This window comes from Arcicella sp. GW822-FHT02H01, from assembly GCF_058802005.1.
Genome location: NZ_JBXANT010000001.1, coordinates 1118514 through 1141450, shown reverse-complemented (window position 1 = coordinate 1141450; position 22937 = coordinate 1118514). Strand labels below are relative to the sequence as shown.

Below are 22937 nucleotides of genomic sequence, written 5' to 3'. Positions count from 1 at the left end.
AGGCTATAAACTTTGTTAATGTGTTTATAGCTTATAGCTCACTACTTATGGCTTTTTTAATATCCAGTATTTTGCTTTAAAGTTGGGTTAGCAATAATATCGCCTGAAGCCAAAGGGAATAACGTACGGAACGCCTCCACATCTTTACCTTCTTTTACACCACCTTTCCATGCCCAGTTATACCCAGAAGTGAATTTTCCGAAACGAATTAAATCTGTACGACGATGTCCTTCCCAGAATAATTCACGACCTCTTTCATTCAATAAGTCATTTACCGTTAAAGTTGAAAGATTACCAGCACCAGCACGTTTACGAAGTTCGTTCACTAAATTCAATGCCAATGAATTATCCCCCGTTCCTCCACGCGTAACAGCCTCTGCATAGATTAAATAGGCATCTGCCAAGCGGAACAATGGAAAATCAGTATCTGCATATAGTGCATTTTTACCTTTTACCCCTGTACTTGTTAAATTTGAAAACTTCACTACCGCATAACCATTTTCAAAAGTACTGAACTCATCAATTTCTAATTGTTGACCATTTGTATAGAAAAGCGCTCTCTTATCGGCTTTGTCATCAAATAGATTCACCAATTGTTTGGTAGTACGGAAACCAGCCCATTTTTGCTCAGTACCATAGTCAGCAGGATTCATACCTCCACCTATCGAGCCATTAATCGCCAAAGTAGTTACGCCATACGTTTGGGTTTCGTTACCATCAAAATTGATACTGAAAATAATCTCTTTAGAAGTATTATTATCTGCCAAGAAATTAGTTCTGTAATTACTAGCAAGCGTATAACCAGCATCAATTACTTTTTTGGCAACAGCAGCCGCCTCTGTATATTTCTTTTGACCGATATATACGTCAGCATTCAAATATAATTTTGCTAGGGTCATCCATGCAGCAGCTTTGTCGGCTCTACCATATTCATTGGTTTTTGGCGCAGGCAATTCGCTATCTAAAGCCAATAATTCTGATTCTAGGTAAGCAAACAATTCAGCACGGGTAGCTTGTTTTGGTAACGTAGCACCCACTTGCTCATTTTCGGTAATCAATGGAACATTACCGTATAAATCAATCGCATGTGAATAAGCCAATGCACGAAGGAAACGAGCTTCAGCACGATAGTTCTTAATATCTTGTGTATTGGTTACGCCACGGCTACTCAATTTAGCATCAGTAGTTTCACGCAAGAATTCATTAGAAACGGCTACTTGAAACAAAATACGAGAATAGAATGCAGCAGAAAAAGAGTTAGCCGCCGTCCAGTTCATAGCATGTAAATCAGGTACACCAGGGTCATTCCATCTACAAACCAATTCGTCAGTCGTAAATTCCTGTAAATACCAATAGGCACGCATATAACTTTGCGAACCGCCGTCATATCCTTTTAAATCAACATCGTTATCGCCATTTTTCAACCCTGATGCCGCTAAACCAGCGTACATTTTAGCTAAGATAAGTTTATAGTTGGCAGGGTCTTTATATACTAATTCTGATACCTGTCCTACATACGGAACAGTATCCAACTCTTTGCAAGAATTCAATGAAAAACAAAGAATTGCTGCGGTTAATACGTTTTTAAATATATGTTTCATGATGATTTTCTAATTAAAAATTAACATTTAAGCCCAAAGAATAAGTACGCGGTCTTGGATATACTTGGTTGCCAATTCCGTCTCTTAATTCTGGATCCAATCCTTTGTAATTTGTGATAACAAATACATTTTGTACGATAAATGATAATTGCGCTCTTACATTTTTGATTTTGATAATATCACTTAAATTGTAACCTAAGTTGACATTATCCATTCTCAAGAATGAAGCATTTTGAATGTAATAATCAGACATACGGGTTTCTACCGTACCAGTCTTGAAGCCAGTTTCTAATACATTGGTAGATAAATTGCTATTGAAACCAGTATTGAATAGGTTAGAATAGATACCTCTGTTTGAGAAAATGTTATTGTAGGCATAATTGCCTACATTTGAACGTAACACAAAACCAAAGCTTGCTTTTTTGTAGGTCATCTGCGATGTAAAGCCAAATAAATAGTTTGGTGACGCCCCTTTATAACGATAACGGTCTAAATCTGTGATTTTGCCATCTCCGTTTAAATCTTCAAAAACGCCTTCTAAGGGTTTGCCGTTAGCATCATATACTTGTTTGTAAACAAAGAAAGCATTAGGCACATAGCCAGTAGAATGTACCTGTATGGTATTTCCCGTACCGCCTTCAATACCACCCACTAATACACCTACATAACTAGGGTTATCTACTTTAGTCAAAGCGGTGATTTTTCTCTGATTATAAGTAAAGTTGGCACTAATATCCCAATTGAAATTCTCAGTCAACACAGGCGTATAGTTTAAAATTACTTCAATCCCTTTGGTTTCTAGTGACCCTACGTTGGTCACTACTTTATTACTAAAGTTGGTTCCAGCCGCTACATCAATTTCATTAATCAAATCTGAAGTAACTTTTTTGTACAAATCAATGCTACCAGAAAGACGTGATTTTTTCAAACCAAAATCTAACCCAATGTTAGTAGATTCTGTTTGTTCCCATTTGATATTAGGGTCATAAGCATTCGGGCGTAGTAATGTATAAAAAGTATTACCCAATTGATATTGAATACCCTGACTTGGCGTATAGGCATTTAAGTACGGATAGTCGCCAGAAGAAATATCTTGCTGACCAGTAATACCCCAACCTAAACGAAGTTTTAAATCTGTGAAAGTCTGACTGTCTTTAAATTCGTTATTGATTTTCCAAGCTAAAGCAGCCGACGGGAATGTTCCCCAACGGTTATTTTCCGCAAAACGAGAGGATCCATCACGACGAAGTGTAAACGTTGCTAAATACTTGTTAGCCAAAGCATAATTTACACGACCAAAGTATGATAACAAGGCATAGTCTGTTTTGAAGTATGACTTAGTACTTGTTACATCAGGGTTTCCGAATGTTGTGCCATTTTCCTCTTCTCTTACAAAACCTTGGTTTTCAACCCCCGCCATTACGTTGACAGTCTGGTCTGTAAACTCTTTCACATAGTTCAAATAAAACTGGTTAGTAAAGTTATTACGGCTTTGGGTATAATAACCCGTTGAGCCATTATTGGTATATAAGTTAGCAGATACCAAGTTTGACGCTGATTCTTTACCATCCGTATTCGAGCGGTCTAAACCTAAGTTCCAATTGGCTTTTAATTCAGGCAAGAATGGGAATTTGTAGTCAAACTGGATATTGGCAATAATACGATTTACCGTAGCTTTATTACTTTTTAAATTTAATAAAGACAATGGGTTAGAGGGTGCTAACGACACAATATTGCCATTGCTTTCCAACCAGTTAAAATAGCCACCATATTTCTGATTTTCTACGTAAGCAGGTTGAGTTGGGTCAAAACCAATGGCTGAACCAATGGCGCCTTCATCAGCGAAATTGCTTTTTGTTGACGAAGCCTTTACGTTTACATCAATCTTCAAGCTGTTATTGAACAACATCGGACTGATACCAAATGAACCTGAAGTTCTTTCTAACCCAGAAGTAAGTAGGATACCATTTTGATTGGTATGCCCCACTGATACTCGGTAAGGAATATCTTTCAAAACCCCTGTAATACTTAAATTATTATCGTTGCTCAAGGCAGTACGATAGATTAAATCTTGCCAGTTAGTATTGGCTGTTCCCAGTAAAGCTTTCTGTGATTCTGTCCCTCTGGCATTCACCACTTCTCTGAATTGATCGGCAGTAAGTACGTCTACATTTTTAGTTTTTATCCCTGCTGAGAACATCGAACTAAAATTCACATTGAATTTATCTTTCTTCGTTCCCTTTTTGGTTGTAATGATAATTACACCGTTTGAAGCACGTGAACCATAAATAGCAGTAGCTGACGCATCCTTCAATACGTTGAATGATTCAATATCATTTGGATTGATAAAACTCAATGGATTGGCTGAACCTTTTACTTCGGCGTTGTCTAATGGTACACCATCAATTACAATTAATGGGTCGTTACTAGCACTTAGAGATGAACCTCCACGAATACGAATCTGACTAGCTGAACCTGGCGCTCCACCGTTGGATGTAATCTGCACACCTGCTAATTTACCTGTAATTAATTGTTCAGGGGTGGCAATGTTTCCTTTTACAAAATCAGCAGAAGTGATGCTGGTGATTGAACCTGTTAAATCCTTTTTCTTTTGACTACCATAACCTACTACCACTACTTCTGTCAATGTTTTCAGGTCTTCTTTCAACGTTACATTGATAGCCGTTTTGTTGCCAACGGTAACTTCTTGAGGTAAAAAACCGATAAAGCTTACTACTAAAACAGCTTGGTCGTTTGGAACGGTGATACTAAACTCGCCATTGGTATTGGTTGTCACACCTCTGGTTGTACCTTTAATGGCTACAGATGCTCCTGGAAGCGGACTACCTTTGTCATCTACTACTTTACCCGTAACTGTTTGTTCGGCCGTAGCAGATAGATTTACTTCTGAAATGGAGGTATTCTCTTTCAAATCATTTCCTTCCATATTGGAAGGTAGATTTTTTTCATTTGAAGCGATTTTTGTCTGCGTACTGCCCTCTGACTTTTTTCCAAAAATCAAGTAAGTATTTTTGCGTACTTTTTTGAACGCTAAACCATTGGGAGCTAATAAAGCTTCTAATGATTTCTCCAGACTTTTACTGGCACGTACATTTTCTTGCAAAACCGAAATGCCCGAAAGTGTTTTTTCTTCAAAAAGAATATCAACATTAAATTGATTCTTTAGAGAAAGAATAGCATCACGTAATTTCATTGTTGACGAAGTCTCAGGGCTTCTTTCAACTTTAGGCTTGTTTTGGGCGTATGCCAAAGCTTGCGCAGATAATGGATGGGGTAGGTAACTAAATGCAGTTACCATTCCTCCGATTATCACTAATCGAAATACTCGTTTTTTCATGTGTTTTTAAAAATGTTGGTTAATGGAAATTACTTTTGTAAGACTGTTTTTTAGTTGTGATTTAGTGAGTTGGGAATTGTGATTTAGTGATTGTTTTTTTATCTAATCCACAATTCAATAGTTTTGATTTTTGTTTATGTTCTTTTAAAATTCTTTTAAATCTTTTGTCTTTTTTTACCCGCTGATTTATGGAGATTTAATACGCTGATTTTCGCTGATTTTTATATTTTCAATCCTCAAGTCAAAAGTCTTGTGTCTTCCAGTCCTAAAGTCCTCCAATCTTAAAGTCCTAAGTCTTGCGTCTAAAGTCTAAAAATCTTGTGTCTTAAAGTCCTAAAGTCTCCCTTTACTCATTAATCTCAGAAAGCACCACTGTTCCGTCGTTGTTTTTCTGATATTGTAAATTGAGTAATTCTTGTAGAATAGAGATTAAATCATCCGCCTTGTCGGCACTAAAAGTGCCTGTTACCGTACGATTCGCTAACTCCTGAGAGTTCATTTTAATTTGTACACCAAACATTTCAGCGATTTGATAAGAGATTTCTTCCAGAGAAGTATCATCAAAAACAAAGCGGTGAACTTTCCAAGCAGTATAAGAATTTACATTTTTTACAGCCTTTATTTCCGACTTCCCCATTTTATCTAATGACACCAAGTCACCGGGCTTCATCATGATATAACGTTTTTCAGTGCCATTCAAAAAGTTCACTTTTACTTTACCTTTGCTCAAAACTACTTTTGAACCACGATTTCTAGCAAAAACACTAAATTCTGTTCCTAGTACCTCTACTTCTAATTTCTGAGAAGTCTTTACGATAAACTTTTGATTATTGATGGTATGTTTTACCGAAAACTCAGCTTCTCCATCTAAAAACACTTCCCTGATGGCCTCATTTTCAAAACTAAATCGTTTTAGTTTTAAGGTTGAATTCGCATTCAACGTAACGTTGCTACCATCTGGCAAGCTAATAGATTGCGTTTCACCATAAGCAGTTTGGTATACTTGGTAAATCAGATGGTCACGTTGGAAATACAAAGTCAAACCCGAAAACATTAGAATCACGGCAGCACTTGCCCATTTAAACCAAGCCATTTGCCAAATACTTTTTTCTTCTATCGCATCATATTCGCTTTCTAAGGCTTCTTGAACATCAATGTCTGAGTCACTGTATATTTTTTGAAAAAAAAATGCCTTAGCCTTGTCTTTATCAGCCAGTATTTGTGGGTATTCGTTTTCGTATTCTTCTAACCATTTATAATACACCTCTTTATTTTCAGGATTGCTAAGCCAATCTGCAATCATTTTCTTTTGCAAAGGACTCGTTCTTCCTGCGAAGTGTTCAAATAAAATATTTTTGCTAAGCGTTGTCATATCGTTGATGATTTGTAAGGTAGTGTTTTGAGGCTCTTAGATAAAAAATGTCAAAATCAGTCCGAATAATGAAGGATTATTCAGTACGACATCTCTTAAATGTACAAGTGCTTTGTTGATATGTGCCTCAATGGTCTTCGTTGCCAATTGTAGTTCATCAGCAATTTCTTTGTACTTTTTGCCTTCAAAACGGTTCATCAAAAATACTTTTTGGCATTGTGGCGGTAATTGTGCGATGGCTTGCTCGATTTGTTTTTGCAAGTCATCATAAAAGAGCATTTGGTCTGGCGAGACGTTCGACTCTGGAAATTGTAAATCGGAATTATCAAAGGCAAAAGATTTATTGCCTTGTTCTTGTTGTAAATATAAAAAACAGCGATTTCTGACGGCCGTAAACAAATAGGCACGAAAAGAAGTGCTGATGTGTAAGAAAACTTGGTTTTTCCAGATGTTGTAAAAGATTTCTGCAATAATATCCTCCGCCACATCTTTTGAATAAACAAACCTTACTGCATGGCTACAAAGCGGTTTGTAATAACGATTGTATAACAACTCAAACCCTTTTTTAGGGTCTTGGTTGAAGGCTTGTTTGATAAAGAATTCATCATCCATAATTTTCCCAGTCTCAGGTGCTTGAAAAGCCTGAGTTTTGAGAAAATTATTTGTTGATTCAGATGATATATTTTCTAGCATAATTTTAAAAGGAAATTTCCTTGAGATTGTTGATGAAGTGTATTTTAAATGTATAATATTCTATCAGAATAATTCAATTTAAGAGCATAGACAAAAAAAAGGGTAGATACCCTTAGTTAAATTCAAAAAAAAATTAATATTCTGCAAATAAATTATTTTATTGAGCTTAATTTGTTGAAAATCAGCCAAATAAAATATCCAATAATTCCGCCAATTCCATCAGCTACTACATCGTACCAATCAAAACTTCTATTAAATTCTTTTGGTAAAATAGCTTGCCAAAACTCAATGATAATTCCATAAGCAATGGCTACTAGAATTACTTTCCAAGATTGTTTAGTAGGGAAAATCCAGAAAAAAGTAAAACCTGCAAAAGCGATAAAATGATTGGCTTTATCGTTTACCATTACAACATCTGTCGGAATGTTTTTACTTGGTAACGAGCAAAGTATTAAAATGATGATTGTCCAGATAATGGGCAAAGCTTTATAATTTAGGAGTGTTGTAATAGTTTTCATACACAAATTTACAAAAACTATCGTTTGCGGTCTTTTTAGGAGAGCTATTTAAAATTTAAAAAATCCTTTCTATTAGCTGGTGACTTAAGTCACCAGCTAATAGAAAGGATTAAAAATGTAATATTTTTCATTAAATCGGAAATATATTACTTTTTTTAATAAAATAATTAACCAATTAGCCTATAGATACTTTTATTTTTGTCATTTTTTACTTTACTTTTGAAAAGAAATAAGATTTTAAAATTTACTCATAAAATTTAATGATGAAAAAGCTCTTTATTTACCTGTCGCTTTTGACTTTCTCATTGACGACTTTTGCCCAAAATCAGTACAATATCATTCCTATTCCTCAAAAGCTAACTCCTCAAACAGGAGAGTTTGTAGTAGGCAAAAATACAAGCATTGTTTCAACTACGGAATTCAAAGATGTCGCTAATTTCTTGAATGAGCAATTGAATTTGGTAGCTGGTTCTAATAAGAAAGTAGTTATTAAAGAAAGTGGGTTAGCTAGTTCGGCTATTCAATTTGTAAAAAATGCCCAATTAGGAGATGAAGCATATACTTTAAAGGCTAGTGCTAAACAAGTAATCATTACAGCAAAAACGGCTAAAGGTGCCTTCTATGGTGTACAAACTTTATTACAATTATTACCAACACAAGTTTTCAGTGAAGTGAAGGTTGAAGGAATAAAATTAGCCGTTCCAAACTGTACTATTGAAGATGCACCACGTTATGTTTACCGTGGATTGCATTTAGATGTAGGTCGTCATTTTTTCCCTGTTTCTTTTGTGAAGAAATACATTGATTTAATTGCTTTGCATAAATTCAATACATTCCACTGGCACTTAACAGAAGACCAAGGTTGGAGAATAGAAATTAAAAAATACCCTAAACTAACACAAATTGGTTCGGTTAGAAAACAAACGTTAGTAGGTCGTTATGGCTCTGGTAAATACGATGGTAAATCTTATGGAGGATTTTATACACAAGAAGAGATAAAAGAAGTAGTAGCTTACGCTAAAACTAAGTATGTTAACATTGTGCCTGAAATTGAAATGCCAGGTCATGCACAAGCTGCTTTGGCTGCTTATCCAGAATTAGGCTGTAATCCAGATAAAATTTATCAAGTACACACCACTTGGGGTGTTTCTGAAGATGTTTTTGCACCAAGAGAAGAAACATTTACTTTCTTAGAAAATGTACTTACAGAAGTAATGGCCTTATTTCCGGGTCAGTATATTCATATAGGGGGTGATGAATGCCCGAAAGAGCAATGGAAAGTAAGCCGTTTTTGTCAGGATTTAATGAAACGTGAAGGCTTGAAAGATGAGCACGAACTACAAAGCTATTTCATCCGTAGAATTGATAAATTTATTACTTCGAAAGGTAGAAAGATGATTGGTTGGGATGAAATTCTGGAAGGTGGTTTGTCGCCAAATGCTACGGTAATGTCTTGGAGAGGCGAAGAAGGTGGGATTGCTGCTGCTAAAGAAAATCACGATGTAATTATGACCCCAGGTTCTTATTTATACTTAGATCATTATCAGGCTGACCCTAAAACAGAGCCTTTAGCGATTGGTGGTTTCTTACCATTAGAAAAGGTATATAGTTATGAACCAGCACCAAAAGAACTAACAGCTGAACAGCAAAAGTTTATTTTGGGTATTCAGGCAAATGTTTGGACGGAGTACATGGAAACATCTAATTATATTGAATATATGGTTTTCCCAAGAGCTTGTGCTGTAGCAGAAGTAGCATGGTCGCCAAGTGCTTCAAAAAATTATGCTGATTTTACAAAACGTTTGAAGACACACGTTGAGCGCCTTGGTAAACTAAAAGTGAATTATGCTAAAGGATTCTTGAGTGTAAAATAGCTTTCGGACATCGGATTTCAGATGTCGGATTTGACGTTTAGATTTTTGATTAGAAAACTATAATAGAGAGTATATTATCCAATTTTATTTATCATAGATTATTACTAATCCGATTGTTATTAGCCTTGGCTTTTAATAATCGGATTTATTTTTGTAAATCGATTTGAAATGATAGTCGACAGCTGAAGTCCGAAAGCTCTTACCCACATCCAAAATCCGCTTACTAAAATTAGTACGCCCACAGCTATTTTTATAACTTTGCGATTGCAAACAAGAAATGTTAGTATATTAATATAAGTTTCAGCAGATACAATGAAACTTCAAAGAGCGATTTCGTTCACCTGATACAAATTTTATGAGCAAACCATTCAAAAGAACCACCGTTACAGCAGCGTTAATTTATGCTAACGGCCCTATTCATATCGGACACATCGCTGGTTGCTATCTGCCAGCAGATATTTATGTGCGTTACTTGCGTGCTACTGGACAAGACGTAAAGTTTATTTCAGGAACTGACGAACATGGAGTACCTATTACGATTAAAGCCAAAAAAGAAGGCGTTACCCCTCAGGAAGTAGTCGATAAATATTACGGTATCATCAAAGATTCATTTGAAGAATTTGGGATTTCGTTTGATATTTATTCTAGGACTTCCAACAAAGTACACCATGATATGTCGCAAGATATTTTTAAAAATATCTATGATAAAGGGCAGTTCGTGGAGGAAACGACAGAACAATATTATGACGAAAAGGCACAGACTTTCTTAGCTGACCGTTATATCATTGGTACTTGTCCTAAATGTGGGAACGAAAATGCTTATGGTGACCAATGTGAACGTTGTGGTTCAACGCTTTCGCCTACAGAATTAATCAATCCTCGTTCGGCATTAAGTGGTGAAAAACCCGTCATGAAAGAAACCAAAAACTGGTATTTGCCTTTGGATGCCATGCAACCTGCTTTGGAAAAGTATGTCGAAAGTCATCCAGAATGGAAAACCAACGTAATGGGGCAAGTAAAGTCATGGTTAAATGATGGCTTAAAGCCACGTGCGATGACTCGTGACTTGGATTGGGGTATCAAAGTGCCATTGCCAGATACGGAAGGAAAAGTAATGTACGTTTGGTTTGATGCCCCGATTGGCTATATTTCCATGACCAAGGAATTAACAGAAGATTGGGAGAAATATTGGAAAGATGAAGATACTCGCTTAGTACATTTTATCGGGAAAGATAATATCGTATTCCATTGTTTAATTTTCCCTGCTATGTGTATGGCAGATGGTAGATTTATTTTAGCCGACAATGTTCCTGCCAATGAATTTATGAATCTGGAAGGCGATAAAATCTCGACATCACGCAACTGGGCAGTTTGGTTACATGAATATTTGCGTGAGTTTGAAGGCAAACAAGATATTCTTCGTTATGTTTTGGCAGCGTCTGCACCCGAAACCAAAGATTCAGATTTTACTTGGAGCGATTTCCAAATTCGTAATAATTCTGAATTAGTGGGTATTTTTGGGAACTTCATCAACCGTGCAGTAGTGCTTACTGAAAAGAATTTTGAAGGTAAAGTACCTAAGCAAGGAGCGTTGAATGATTACGATAAGCAAGTCTTAGCCACTTTAGCGGAGATGCCTGCAAAGATTGGTGATTCTATCGCTAATTATCGTTTCCGTGAGGCTTTGGCTTTGATGATGGATGTAGCGCGCTTAGGAAACAAATACTTGGCAGATACAGAACCTTGGAAGGTAATTAAAACAGATGTGGAACGTACAGGAACGATATTGAATATTGGTTTACAGATTGCAGCCAACCTTTCTATTGTAGCAGAACCTTTCTTACCATTCACTGCTGAAAAAATTCGTACGATTTTAAATACCGAAGCCTTTGCTTGGAGTGAAGCAGGTCGTGCAGATTTATTGGCGGAAGGACAAACTGTAACCAACGTAGGACTTTTGTTTGAAAAAGTAGAAGATGCTACGGTAGCCGCACAAGTACAAAAATTAGAGGATGCCAAACAACTGAATCTTTTAGCAGGCAAAGAAGTAACTGCTTTGAAAGAGGAAATTCAATACGATGATTTTGCCAAAATGGATATTCGTATCGGTACCATCATTGAAGCAGAGAAAGTGGCTAAAAGTAAAAAGTTATTGAAATTGAAAATCGAAGATGGTATCAAACAAAGAACTATTTTGAGCGGTATCGGCGAACATTTCCAACCAGAGAACATCATTGGTCAACAAGTAAGCTTTTTGGCAAACCTTGCGCCTAGAAAAATGATGGGGATGGAATCGGAAGGAATGATTCTGATGGCAGAAGACAAAGATGGTTCTTTGGCTTTTGTACAACCTAGTAAAAAAGTTTGGGATGGAGGAACAGTAGCCTAACCCCAAATTTATACCTTAATATTACTTAGCCTCGATTCTTGAATCGGGGCTATTTTTTTGAAGAGTTATTAAGTATGCTATAGCAACTTGATAGAGAAATATACTCACTTAATCTTTCTTAAATTTAAAATAAATTTAGGAAATACTTAAAAATAAAATAAGGACAGGAGAAACCCCCGCCCTTATCTGTTTAACCTCTAAACCTATTTAACTATGAAAATTAATACAAATATAAGCTAAATTCTGGTTATTTAAACATTAAATGTCCCATGAATTTTTACTATTTTTTGACAAAAAAGCATTTTAAGTGATAAAACTTGAAAATCGATGTACATACAGACATTTTTAAGTTTTAAGTATTCACTTTTTAATGTATCAGAATGATAATTTCTATTTTAAAGCCTCACGATTGATGACCGTAGCGGATGCTTGCGCTACTGGAAATAAGGTAATGTCTGCCATTACTACATGCGGAGGTCGAGTGACTGCAAAGGCAATAATATCTGCGATGTCTTCGGCCTTCAAGGGTTCAAACCCTTTATAAATAGCATCTGCTTTTTGTTCATCTCCTTTAAAACGAACCATTGAAAATTCAGTTTCAACAGCCCCCGGTGCTACGTTGGTTACTTTGATACCAAATGGATTTAAGTCCAGCCGCATCCCTTCAGAGATAGCCTCTACTGCTGCTTTAGAAGCACAATATACGTTTCCGTTTGGATAAGTACTTTTGCCTGCAATAGAACTTAGGTTGACGATGTGTCCTTGCTTCCTAGCTTTCATCCAAGGCATAATTACCCTCGAAACGTATAGTAAGCCTTTTACATTACCATCAATCATGGCATCCCAGTCGTCTGTTGAACCATCTTGAATAGGCCCCATGCCATGGGCATTACCCGCATTGTTCACAAGAATATCTATATTCTTTGCTGATTCAGAAAGCGAGTTCAACGCATTTTCTACTTGTTCTTTATTTCTTACATCAAAAGTTAGTATTTGTACGTCAACTTTTCCTGAAAGACTTTCTTTTAAAGCTTCAAGCTTTTCGATACGCCTTCCACATATAATTAAATTGATTCCTAATTCCGCAAGCGCTTCGGCAGTTGCTTTACCAATACCAGAGCTTGCGCCAGTAATAAGGGCTAATTTTGACATTTTTATTTATTTGAATGAAGTAAAGTCGCTGATTATTTTAGCGGAGAAAAGTCTACAGGCGTTAAATATTCAGAGGTGACTGTTAACGTTAGAGAACTTCCAGCTTTCTCTTCGGAAGCCTTTCTAACAGCTTGCCACTCTGGGTCTGCTCCAAACGATTTGAATGAAGCCAAGCCTGCCTCTTTGGTTTTATGGGCTAAGAAGTAAATTAAAATATCATCAGCACCTTGTTCTTTGTCTGTAGGCGTCCAATAAATGATATTAGTCATGCCATGCTTTTCAAATAATTTCAAGGTATGGTTTCTGAATCTTTCTAACAAACCCGATAAATTATTGGGAGTAGTTTTGTAGGTTCTCAATTCAAACACTCTGTCACCCACACTTTTTAAATTATTGGGTGAAAAATCAGTAGTTTTCAAAAAGGTGCTTTCTACTTTGGCTACTATTTCACCATTGGCATTGGTTTCTTTCGCTACTTTTATCCAACCTTTATCATTAGAAAAGTCTTTCCATGATTTCTCACGGGCTTCACGTGATGGATATGATAGCACATACACCATTTTATTGTCTTTGTTATCCAAAGGCAACCAAAAACCTTCTAAGCGCATTTTATGTTTTTTAAAATAGTGTAAAGTATGTTCCTTAAACCTATTCATCAACACATCAAATTTGCCCTCGCTTGCATAATATACTCTTAATTCATACACACGGGTATTGGCATCATCACCTTTGTTGGCAGCTAATATCGAAAAACTTGTTAACAAACACACAAGGAAGGCTAAAATTGGGCTTTTCATAGTTTTTTAAATGGTTAATTTTTGAGTCCTGTAATTTATGATTTTTAACGATAAGTAAGATACTAAAACTTATAAAATTGTTAGTTCTACTCGTCTATTTTTCTTTTTATTTTCTTCTGAATCATTCGGGAAAAGCGGTCTGTTGCTTCCATAACCTTTGTAATGCAATCTCCTTTCTTCAATTCCTTTGCTTACTAAATAATTATAAACAACGCGTGCTCGGTTTTCTGAAAGAGCAAGGTTTAGTCTTGTATCTCCAATATTATCAGTATGTCCACTAATTTCAATCTTGACTTGTGGGGCACTCTTCAAGAGTTCCGCCATTTTATTAAGCTCTTCATACGAAATTGATTGCAACACAAAACTACTTTGTTCAAAATACACATTATCAAGGGTAATTGCTTGCCCAGTTTCTATGTTAGCCAAATCTTTAATTTTTGAACTTTCAATAGGAGCTTTCGTGGTAGCTACGCTAGAAGGAGGAGTATTCTTTGTATTATTTAACGAAGGTATCTTTTTTAATAAAACAGTATAAAAAACGGCTTTTTTAGAAGATGCATATTTTACCTGTTCTACTTTCAGCTCATAGTCTTTCGCAAAGGTCTCAATCTGATACAGGTCTTTGTCTGCTAACGCTAAGTAATATTCGGTAATGTCATCTGAGGTATTGACAGTAAATGATTTTTTACTTTTGTTAGCAGTTACCTTAAACGTAGCACGCAATACTTTCCCACTTGTAGAATCAATTGCCGATAACACCAAACCTTTTATTTTTTGTTTAGGCATTAAAAAACACTCTAAGTCAGTTTGTTTAATTTTTGATAACTCCTGTTGATACTTTTCAAACCCATTCGTATTGATTTCTAACTGATAAGTATCGTCAGGAGCCAAGCTTACTAAAGCATCGCCATTTTTCAGTCGTTCTATTTTCGGGTGATTTGCTTTATTACTAAGATTTACAACTTCTACTTTGTCAGCAATAACTACTTCTCCGTTGAGCTTATTTTTTGCCTTGATAGTTAAGTGTACCAAGTTTTTCTCTAACCGAATGGTGTAATTATACTTTTTGGTAGGGTTAAAATCTGCCATGTTAAAAGTACTTTGCTTAGAAATATAATGTTCGGCAGCAGTTTCAATCGTAAAAATCTCTTGAGTTGTTACCCTCACACTTGCTTTAGATTCATTTCTAAATACTATATTCCTTTTTAATCGCTCAAGTTTAATATTGATAAGCGATTTAATAGGCTTTTCTGTTTCGGCATCTACTACCTCAAAATTTACAGGAAGGCTATTTTTATACAGTAAAAAGTTGACAGAATTTCCCTGAGGGGCTTTTACTACTTTCTCTTTTAGTTCAATATAATCTTCGGCATTGATGATAAACTCATATTTGCTTGAAAGTTTCAAATTGGCGGCATATTCTTCTGAATTTGCTTTTTTTGAAGCATTTTTAATTTCAGAGGCATTCAAATCAACAATTTTTACCTGAGCATTTTTGATAGATTCCTTAGTATCTGCATCCAATACTTTGATGGATAGTGGATAACGTTCAAAGACTAGGGGTATCGCAAAATCATGATGCGTTGTAGAGGTTAAATCCTTAATAGAGATATTAGAATGAGCATCTGCATAGCCGTCTGCACGCACCAATACTGCCAAATTGTCTTGTTGTGATAAAGAAAATGAGAAAAAAGTGTTCTTATTGTCAGTGCTACCTTTGAATACTTCTCCCGTTCTTTCAGAAGTAACTGTAAAGTCTGCTAGAATGCTTTCTTTAGTAGTTTTATTGATAGCCGTAAAATTTATAGTAATATTTTTAAGCTGAATATTTGATTTATTTATCTGATTTTGAGGTACTTGTGGTTTTTCTTGATTATTTTTTAAAGTATCTATCAACTTTTTTTCAATAAAAGTCGTAGATATTATAGAATAGGCACGATTTTTATTACTTAATAAACTAGGTAAATTGTTCTTTGAAATTGAGTGTTTATAATTAATTCCATTTATATCTGTCGATGTCAATAAATTAGTTGAATTTAACAGGGTAGGATAAGTACTTGGATTTTTCGAAAAGGCGGCTTCCTTTATCAAGCATAATGTTAATGCGAGGAGGGCTGGACTTATCCTAATAGTAGCTTTGTTTTTCATGATTGGATACATACTATACAAAATTACTTAATTTTGATGATTGATTCATGAAAAAAAGAATACAAAGTTAATTTCAAATATATTTTACAGATGAAATACCTAATTGTTGGTCTCGGAAATATTGGACCAGAATATTTGCTTACAAGACATAATGTTGGTTTTATGGTGTTAGATAAGCTTGCGGCGAGTGTAGAAGCGAAATTTTCGATGGAGCGATTGGCCTATCACACCGAAATAAAACATAAAGGAAAACAAATTCATTTAATAAAGCCTACCACCTACATGAATTTAAGCGGAAAGGCTGTTAACTATTGGATGAAGGAGTTGAAAATTGAAAAAGAGAATGTTTTAATCATTACTGATGATATAGCTTTACCTTATGGAAAGCTAAGAACAAAAAGTAAAGGTTCGCACGGTGGACACAACGGATTGAGGAATATTGAGGAAGTGTTGGGTAGTTCCCAATACGCTCGTTTAAGATTTGGTGTTGGAGATGATTTTGGTAAAGGAAGACAAGTAGAATATGTTTTAGGAAAATTTGATGGAAGTCAGTTGGCAGAATTGCCAGAACATCTAGACCGCGCCATAGACATTATTTTTAGTTTTTGTTTACAAGGAATAGATAAGACGATGAACTCGTTTAACCAGTAGTTGTATTATTCTAATATTTTCAAAATAAATTAAAATAATTTAGAACAAAATATTTGCAATGTTTTTGTTATGCATGCAGAATAATATTCTGATTATTTTTAGTTTAGTTTTGCTATTAAGTGTTTTTTGATTGATTTTTAGGTAGTTACTACTAAATTTTGTGCAAGGAATAGGCAATGATATTTGTATATTTATATAATATTGCACAACTTTGCAACGTTATTTATAAAAATGAGTCTTTGTACAAAACCACGAATTATTTTTTTATTATTTTTTTAAAATAATTTCAAAAACGAACTTTTTTGGCAAAGAATTTGTATTATAACTAACAAGACAATGATAAAGCTGATACACAGATTATCATTTTAAATGAGAAAATTATTAGTTGCTTATAAGATTTATTTTGATAGCAACGATTAGTATATATAATTAAAAATTTTTCATAGTTAAATAGGTTTAGAGGTAAGATGGAAAGGGCGTTTCTTCTAGAGACGCCACTTTTTAAAAAGCTAAGCTTTTTGTGAAGTTGATTGAGGAGTTGAAAAAACTTAGTTTATTGATTTGAATAGTTATTTTTCATAGTTAAATAGGTTTAGAGGTAAGACGGGAAAGGGCGTTTCTTCTAGAGACGCCTCTTTTTAAAAAACAATTAGAGAATCGAGGTAGTGAGAGAGATTGAGTAGTATTCTTCTAATTTTTAAATATTAAAGTGCAGTTATTTTTCATAGTTAAATAGGTTTAGAGGTAAGACAATAAAGGACATAGCCATTGGTTATGTCCTTTTTTTATGCAGAAAGCCCTTTGTATCATCTACAAAGGGCTTTCTTAGTTACTATTATGCTATTGCTGACGCTTAGTTTATCCCAAACGCTTACGGATTGCCTCATAGAGAATTACGCCAGTTGCTACGGATACATTTAAAGAACCCACACGGCCTACTAAAGGAATCGTAGCCAATTCATCTACAGAGCGCATTAAATCGTCTGAAATACCGTCTTCCTCAGACCCCATGATGATGGCTGTAGGAACCGAAAAATCAATATCATAAATATTTTTTGATACTTTTTCAGAACAAGCGACTACTTGAATACCAGAATTTTGTAAATACCTGACAGTGTGAAATAAATTATCTTCTCTGCAAACAGGTAAAAAGTTTAATGCTCCTGATGATGTTTTCATGGCATCAGCATTAATCTGAGCAGCACCTTTGGTTGGAATCACGATAGCATGAACCCCAGTACATTCGGCAGTACGAGCAATCGCTCCGAAGTTTCTTACATCAGTAATTCTATCTAATACCAAAATCAATGGTACTTCGCCTTTTTCGTACACATCTGCTACTACATTTTCAAGTTTAGCATAATTGATGGCCGAGACAAAAGCAATAACGCCTTGGTGATTTTTACGCGTAATTCTATCTAGTTTTTCACTTGGTACTTTTTGAACAGGAATTCCTTTCAAACGCGCAAACTCTAGTACTTCTAAGCTGCCTAATTCTCTTTGAACCAGTATTTTGTCAATTTCTTTGCCAGAACGAATTGTTTCTAAAACTGATTGAATACCAAATACTATATCTTTATTTTCAGGTTTTGCTTGGTTGAAATATTTGAAGGGCTTTTTTTGTCCATCTGAATGGTTTTCCATTGTTGTTGTATTTAATTGATTATTAATTCTTATCGAGCGATAGTTCCTCTTATTTTTTGTAAAGTTCGGAAACTTTTCATTCTATTTTTAATTTTTGATGAAGAAACACAATAAGTGCTACTTTTTTACGTAAATAAGTACAGTTTAAGATAAACCTTTTAACAGATTTACTACCAGAAAATAAGCTTCTGCCTGTGCCCTAAACCTAGCCGTAGTGGTGCTTATTTATTAAACGGTTGTATTTTTCCAAAAAAATGTCTTATCTTTGCATTGTATCTGTGGAAATATACAAAATCGTTCTTTGAATTTACATTAATATAATCCTTTCTTTAACTGCTGTATTTCAGTAGCTTACTTATCGTTATTTCATTATCCTGATAAATACCAGGAAACAATTTCCACAGAAAAAATCCTAATTACTTAAATATTCAAACATTATTTTTTTTTGTTAAAGTTTCGTCTTTTTTCGAGTCACTCTTTAATTATTGTTCACGTAAGCCAAAAGAGGTTTACTTAAATCCCAAATCAAGGATATGAAAAAATTGATTAAATCGACAGTAACCGTTCTTTTACTGGGTTCTGTACTTTATGCTTGTAAGGTGAAACAGCAACAGAGTAGCCTTTCACACGAAATACAACAAGCGGTACTCCCCCACAAAAGCAATGCTTTACTTACAAAAATGTTAGCCAAAAGTTGGATAATAAATGTAGTGAATTATCAAGCTGACGCTCGTAGAAATGTATTATATGAACGAGGTGTCGCCGCTAATTTACATGACTATTCAAAGGAGGCTTTCAGATTAACAAGTGATGAAGAAGTAGATTATACGGATGGCGCTGGTAAAATTCACCATGGTACTTGGACATTGAAGGATGATGATTCCAAACTATTGATGTCTTTTGAAGATGGAGAAGAAATACAATGGGATATCATTACAACCGATAAAAACCATTTGGATTTACATCTTGCCATTGATGCCAAAAAAGTAAAATGGAATATTCAAGACTTAAGTCAAATTGATATTCCAACTGCGGTTGTCTTTGCTGGCTTTTATGCTGGAATTGTAGATGAAGATACCCAGAAAGTAAATGTAACCTATCGGATGATGCCGAGAAGCTAAAAAAAGAGCCATTTTTCGCATGAGAAATGGCTCTTTTTTTATAACAATTCTTTCGTAGGAGACCAGAAGAGTTCTTTAAAATGTTGGATTTTATCATTTTTTACAATAATTCCCTCGGCTTCTAGTAACTCTTGCATTTTGTTGCCACCAAAAAAGGCTTTGCCAGTTAATACACCATTACGATTTACTACCCGATGGGCTGGTATTGAATCGTCTGTATGAGCAGCATTCATTGCCCAACCCACTATTCTAGCACCCCTTTTTCCCCCCAAGTATTCAGCAATGGCTCCATACGAACTTACTCTGCCAAATGGAATTAGCTTAACCACTTGATAAATATCATCAAAATTGTTTTCCATCTTATAATTGTTCTCTGTCTCTTGCTTCGTTCAAAAGCTCTTGATACCAAGCTTCGCCATATTTTCTGATTAATGGTTCTTTCAAAAACTTATATAGTTCAACGCCCAGTTGTTCGCCATGAGAACAAGCATCAGAACAAATGTGCCAGCGGTCGTAGTTGAGGGCTTCATAATGCTCGTACTTCGTAATCCTGATAGGGTATAAATGGCAAGAAATAGGTTTTCTCCATGAAATCTTTCCATCGAAATAAGCCTGTTCTATCCCGCACTTCAACGTATTTCTATCATCATAAATAGCATAGGCACATTCTCTACCTTTGATTACAGGTGTTGAATAGTCGCCTTCCCAATCTTTTACATAAATGCCTTCTTCTTCAATCGTTTTAATTCCTTCTTGTGAAAGATAAGGCTTTACTTCTTGATAGACTTGATTCATAATAGATAGCTCATCATCATTAAGTGGAGCTCCCAAATCACCTTCCACACAACAAGCGCCCTTACATTTGATAAGATCACAAACGAAGAACTTTTCGATAATGTCGTCGCTAATGACTGTGTCTTCTATCAATATCATAATAAATTTTTATTTTCGTTTATATCTTAGCATGCATTTAGCACCTTAGATAACGCAAAATTACAGTAAATTTTAATGTAATGACTGAAATTACAATAATTAACCCTTAATACTCCACTAATTTAAGACAAGGTATTTTTAGATATCTTTATTGAGATAATTAAATATTGAAGGTTTAATATTACTTTAGGTAAATTTTTTATCTTCATTAATTTAATATAAGCTATTAATCTTTTATTGGATTACAACTCAAGGAAATAAATCAATTATGTGGTAAATAGGATGGAAGCTTACTCTTTTCATGTTATTTCTCTTAGAATTTCTAAATTATGAACAAGTATTTTTTGGTGGTTTTAATGCTTTTTTCTTACACTTTATCTAGAGGTCAGTCTTTGCCTCGTAGTATTAAAGTTGGGTCTATCAACGTAAAATATGATAGTTATGCTAAGGGTATTATTGAAAAAGAAATACAGAGTTTAAACAATAACCGTAAATACCTTGATGTACTGGTGGATAAAATGGCGATACATTTTCCAGTCATAGAAAAGATTTTAGCTGATGCTGGTATCCCCGATGAAATAAAGTATTTGTGTGTACAAGAAAGTGTTTTTGACCCAGATGCCATCTCTATTTCTGGGGCAGTAGGTTACTGGCAATTTAAAAGTGAAACTGCCAAAGAAATAGGCTTAAGGGTAGATGGGATAGTAGATGAAAGAAAACACCTTGCGGCATCTACTAAAGCAGCAGCTATTTATCTGAACAGAAGTAATTCGTTGTTAAACAATTGGATGACTACAGTGCTTTCTTATCGTATCGGGCAGGGAGCTATCAAAAACCACCCTGCTACAGATTGGGCAAATAAAAAGGAAATTACGGTTACAAATACTACAGATTGGTATTTACTTCGTTTTTTGGCTCATCGCTATCTATTAGAGATTGAATACAACAAAGTAAAAAATAATGCTAAAAGTGATTTTTTATATGAGTATAGTAATAGTAGAGGCAAGAGCATTACTGAAATAGCGAATGAATTATCGGTAGCTCCTTCGGTGATAGCCGTGAATAATGTTTGGTTAAAAAGCTCATCAGTGCCTAAAGACAAAGACTATATTGTGTATGTACCGATGACTACACAGAAGTTTAAAGAATTGAGTCAGAACAATGCCAATCAAAAAAATGATGGTAATAAAAATAATACAAATGATTTAGGTTTTCCTGTATTGGTGCGTCTCACACAAGGGAATAGTAAAACAGAGCCTATTTATTTTGAGATTAATGGGAAAAAGGGAATAATGGCTATCGAAGGGGATACACCAGAAAGTATAGCACGCCGAGCAGATGTTAATCTGCATAGGTTTTTAAAATACAATGATTTGGATATTGATAGCAGAATTATTCCTAACGAAGTTTATTATCTAAAGAAAAAAGACCGCAAGGCAATGGTGGCTTATCATACTGTTCAGGATATAGAAACACTTTGGTCTATTTCGCAGATGTATGGCATTTATCTAGAAGACTTAATGGCAAAAAATAGAATAGCATCCTTACAGCGTTTACAAAAAGGAAGGCTATTATGGTTGATTGATACGAGACCAGATACGCCGATTCAATATGTGGAGATGCCTAAAGTGAACCCTGTTGAAAAAACAGTTATCGTATCGACACCTCCAAAACAAGTAGATACGACTAAATCTGTCGTAATTCTGGATAAACCAAAGGAGGAGAAGCCAACTGAAGTTCCTATTAAAGATAATAAGCCTTCAGGGTCGGGCGTAATTGATAATAAAGTTACTACCAAAGAGGGTACAGTGCCTGTAGTAAAAGATAATACTCAGGTCAGTGATAAAACAAGACCAATTTTTACTGACCCAGCAGGCCCTCCGAAAATTATTATAGAAGAAAAAATAGTAACTAAAGAGTTAAAAAATCATACAGTATTGGCAAAGGACACTTATTTTTCAATAGCTCAACTATATGATATGAAGATAGGTGAACTTTTAACCTTGAATGATTTAAGGCTTGATGAAAAGCTACGTGTAGGACAAGTTATCAAAGTGTATAAGGTGAGGAGTACACCTATTTCTGGAGCTTATGAAAGTGAAAAGAAATTGGATGGTAAAAAGGATGAGAAAGTTGCGGATGTAAAGGTTAAAGAAGCGACTGATAGAACGCCAACTATTATCAATAATCCTAGTAAGGTGTTGACAAACGATGACCCCGCAAATACCAAGACTGAAATCCCTAGAATAATTACAAAAGAAGAAGTAGACAGAAAAAATTTAGAAGCAATTAAGAATTCTTCTAGAAATATCCACACTGTAAATGCTGGAGAGACACTTTATAGTATTGCTAAACTACATGGAGTTACTGTTGCCGACCTTAAAGCATGGAATGATTTAACTACTAACACTGTAGAAATAGACCAGCAATTATGGTTTTCTAAAAATAGTAGTAAATTCGTTGAAACAAGTGATTATGGGTCTGTTACGCCTAAGCCTATCAAGAAGGTAATAAAGCCTAGTGAAAATAATATATACCATACTATGAAGGTAGGGGAAACGGTATTCAAGGTTTCACAAATATATGGTGTTACTGTAGAGCAAATTGTAAAATGGAATAACCTCAAGAATTTCTCAGTAAGCGTAGGGCAGAGGATATTGATTAAGAAGTGAGGAGGAGGAGACTT

General features: G+C 35.0%; 16 protein-coding genes. 5 read left to right on the top strand and 11 right to left on the bottom strand.

Annotation, left to right across the window (positions count from 1 at the left end; genetic code table 11):
- Positions 1-56 precede the first annotated feature (56 nt).
- The 5 genes from AC1RNE_RS04900 to AC1RNE_RS04880 form a co-directional block, all read right to left on the bottom strand.
- A complete protein-coding gene (locus tag AC1RNE_RS04900; protein WP_492799913.1) occupies positions 57-1601 on the bottom strand; it encodes a RagB/SusD family nutrient uptake outer membrane protein in 1545 nt (514 codons plus the stop codon).
- 13 nt (positions 1602-1614) lie between these two features.
- Positions 1615-4959, bottom strand: coding sequence for a SusC/RagA family TonB-linked outer membrane protein (locus tag AC1RNE_RS04895; protein ID WP_492799912.1), 3345 nt, complete (start codon positions 4957-4959; stop codon positions 1615-1617).
- A 346-nt stretch (positions 4960-5305) separates the two neighbouring features.
- Positions 5306-6331 carry a FecR family protein gene (locus AC1RNE_RS04890; protein ID WP_492799911.1) on the bottom strand — a complete coding sequence of 342 codons (1026 nt, stop codon included), beginning with the start codon at positions 6329-6331 and terminating at the stop codon, positions 5306-5308.
- Positions 6332-6367: 36 nt separating this feature from the next.
- Positions 6368-7024: an RNA polymerase sigma-70 factor gene (locus AC1RNE_RS04885; protein ID WP_492799910.1), complete on the bottom strand. Its 657-nt coding sequence runs from the start codon at positions 7022-7024 to the stop codon at positions 6368-6370.
- Positions 7025-7176: 152 nt separating this feature from the next.
- Complete coding sequence (locus tag AC1RNE_RS04880; RefSeq protein ID WP_492799909.1) at positions 7177-7542, bottom strand: VanZ family protein; 366 nt, start codon at positions 7540-7542, stop codon at positions 7177-7179.
- 263 nt (positions 7543-7805) lie between these two features.
- Here AC1RNE_RS04880 and AC1RNE_RS04875 point away from each other — a divergent pair, with 263 nt between their 5' ends.
- Positions 7806-9416, top strand: a complete 1611-nt coding sequence (locus AC1RNE_RS04875; RefSeq protein WP_492799908.1) for a beta-N-acetylhexosaminidase — start codon at positions 7806-7808, stop codon at positions 9414-9416.
- Positions 9417-9771: 355 nt separating this feature from the next.
- Complete coding sequence (metG, locus tag AC1RNE_RS04870) at positions 9772-11805, top strand: methionine--tRNA ligase (protein WP_492799907.1); 2034 nt, start codon at positions 9772-9774, stop codon at positions 11803-11805.
- Positions 11806-12195: 390 nt separating this feature from the next.
- Here the strand turns inward: metG and AC1RNE_RS04865 are convergent, their stop codons facing one another.
- The 3 genes from AC1RNE_RS04865 to AC1RNE_RS04855 all read right to left on the bottom strand — a co-directional run bounded on the left by AC1RNE_RS04865 (position 12196) and on the right by AC1RNE_RS04855 (position 15902).
- On the bottom strand, positions 12196-12957 hold the full coding sequence (locus AC1RNE_RS04865) for an SDR family NAD(P)-dependent oxidoreductase (protein ID WP_492799906.1): 762 nt from the start codon (positions 12955-12957) through the stop codon (positions 12196-12198).
- A 32-nt stretch (positions 12958-12989) separates the two neighbouring features.
- Positions 12990-13754: an NIPSNAP family protein gene (locus tag AC1RNE_RS04860; protein ID WP_492799905.1), complete on the bottom strand. Its 765-nt coding sequence runs from the start codon at positions 13752-13754 to the stop codon at positions 12990-12992.
- 69 nt (positions 13755-13823) lie between these two features.
- A complete protein-coding gene (locus tag AC1RNE_RS04855) occupies positions 13824-15902 on the bottom strand; it encodes an OmpA family protein (RefSeq protein ID WP_492799904.1) in 2079 nt (692 codons plus the stop codon).
- A 90-nt stretch (positions 15903-15992) separates the two neighbouring features.
- Between AC1RNE_RS04855 and pth the strand changes: the two genes are divergently transcribed.
- Complete coding sequence (gene pth / locus AC1RNE_RS04850) at positions 15993-16553, top strand: aminoacyl-tRNA hydrolase (RefSeq protein ID WP_492799903.1); 561 nt, start codon at positions 15993-15995, stop codon at positions 16551-16553.
- Positions 16554-17411: 858 nt separating this feature from the next.
- On the opposite strand, the gene rlmB is transcribed toward pth, so the two are convergent.
- Positions 17412-18197: a 23S rRNA (guanosine(2251)-2'-O)-methyltransferase RlmB gene (gene rlmB / locus AC1RNE_RS04845; protein WP_492799902.1), complete on the bottom strand. Its 786-nt coding sequence runs from the start codon at positions 18195-18197 to the stop codon at positions 17412-17414.
- Positions 18198-18730: 533 nt separating this feature from the next.
- On the opposite strand from rlmB, the gene AC1RNE_RS04840 reads away from it, so the two are divergent.
- Entirely contained in the window at positions 18731-19318 is a 588-nt protein-coding gene (locus AC1RNE_RS04840; protein ID WP_492799901.1) for a lipocalin family protein, read from the top strand.
- Positions 19319-19356: 38 nt separating this feature from the next.
- On the opposite strand, the gene AC1RNE_RS04835 is transcribed toward AC1RNE_RS04840, so the two are convergent.
- Both AC1RNE_RS04835 and AC1RNE_RS04830 read right to left on the bottom strand, forming a co-directional pair.
- Positions 19357-19677: an MGMT family protein gene (locus tag AC1RNE_RS04835; protein WP_492799900.1), complete on the bottom strand. Its 321-nt coding sequence runs from the start codon at positions 19675-19677 to the stop codon at positions 19357-19359.
- A gap of 1 nt (position 19678) precedes the next feature.
- Positions 19679-20251: a DUF3109 family protein gene (locus AC1RNE_RS04830; protein WP_492799899.1), complete on the bottom strand. Its 573-nt coding sequence runs from the start codon at positions 20249-20251 to the stop codon at positions 19679-19681.
- A 329-nt stretch (positions 20252-20580) separates the two neighbouring features.
- Here AC1RNE_RS04830 and AC1RNE_RS04825 point away from each other — a divergent pair, with 329 nt between their 5' ends.
- On the top strand, positions 20581-22923 hold the full coding sequence (locus AC1RNE_RS04825) for a LysM peptidoglycan-binding domain-containing protein (protein ID WP_492799898.1): 2343 nt from the start codon (positions 20581-20583) through the stop codon (positions 22921-22923).
- Positions 22924-22937: the final 14 nt, after the last annotated feature.

Coding starts and splice junctions, on each gene's coding strand:
- AC1RNE_RS04865 (WP_492799906.1), bottom strand. CDS start 12,957: ATGTCAAAATTAGCCCTTATTACTGGCGCAAGCTCTGGTATTGGTAAA.
- AC1RNE_RS04835 (WP_492799900.1), bottom strand. CDS start 19,677: ATGGAAAACAATTTTGATGATATTTATCAAGTGGTTAAGCTAATTCCA.
- metG (WP_492799907.1), top strand. CDS start 9,772: ATGAGCAAACCATTCAAAAGAACCACCGTTACAGCAGCGTTAATTTAT.
- pth (WP_492799903.1), top strand. CDS start 15,993: ATGAAATACCTAATTGTTGGTCTCGGAAATATTGGACCAGAATATTTG.
- AC1RNE_RS04880 (WP_492799909.1), bottom strand. CDS start 7,542: ATGAAAACTATTACAACACTCCTAAATTATAAAGCTTTGCCCATTATC.
- AC1RNE_RS04885 (WP_492799910.1), bottom strand. CDS start 7,024: ATGCTAGAAAATATATCATCTGAATCAACAAATAATTTTCTCAAAACT.
- AC1RNE_RS04900 (WP_492799913.1), bottom strand. CDS start 1,601: ATGAAACATATATTTAAAAACGTATTAACCGCAGCAATTCTTTGTTTT.
- AC1RNE_RS04825 (WP_492799898.1), top strand. CDS start 20,581: ATGAACAAGTATTTTTTGGTGGTTTTAATGCTTTTTTCTTACACTTTA.
- AC1RNE_RS04855 (WP_492799904.1), bottom strand. CDS start 15,902: ATGAAAAACAAAGCTACTATTAGGATAAGTCCAGCCCTCCTCGCATTA.
- AC1RNE_RS04830 (WP_492799899.1), bottom strand. CDS start 20,251: ATGATATTGATAGAAGACACAGTCATTAGCGACGACATTATCGAAAAG.
- AC1RNE_RS04860 (WP_492799905.1), bottom strand. CDS start 13,754: ATGAAAAGCCCAATTTTAGCCTTCCTTGTGTGTTTGTTAACAAGTTTT.
- AC1RNE_RS04840 (WP_492799901.1), top strand. CDS start 18,731: ATGAAAAAATTGATTAAATCGACAGTAACCGTTCTTTTACTGGGTTCT.
- rlmB (WP_492799902.1), bottom strand. CDS start 18,197: ATGGAAAACCATTCAGATGGACAAAAAAAGCCCTTCAAATATTTCAAC.
- AC1RNE_RS04890 (WP_492799911.1), bottom strand. CDS start 6,331: ATGACAACGCTTAGCAAAAATATTTTATTTGAACACTTCGCAGGAAGA.
- AC1RNE_RS04895 (WP_492799912.1), bottom strand. CDS start 4,959: ATGAAAAAACGAGTATTTCGATTAGTGATAATCGGAGGAATGGTAACT.
- AC1RNE_RS04875 (WP_492799908.1), top strand. CDS start 7,806: ATGAAAAAGCTCTTTATTTACCTGTCGCTTTTGACTTTCTCATTGACG.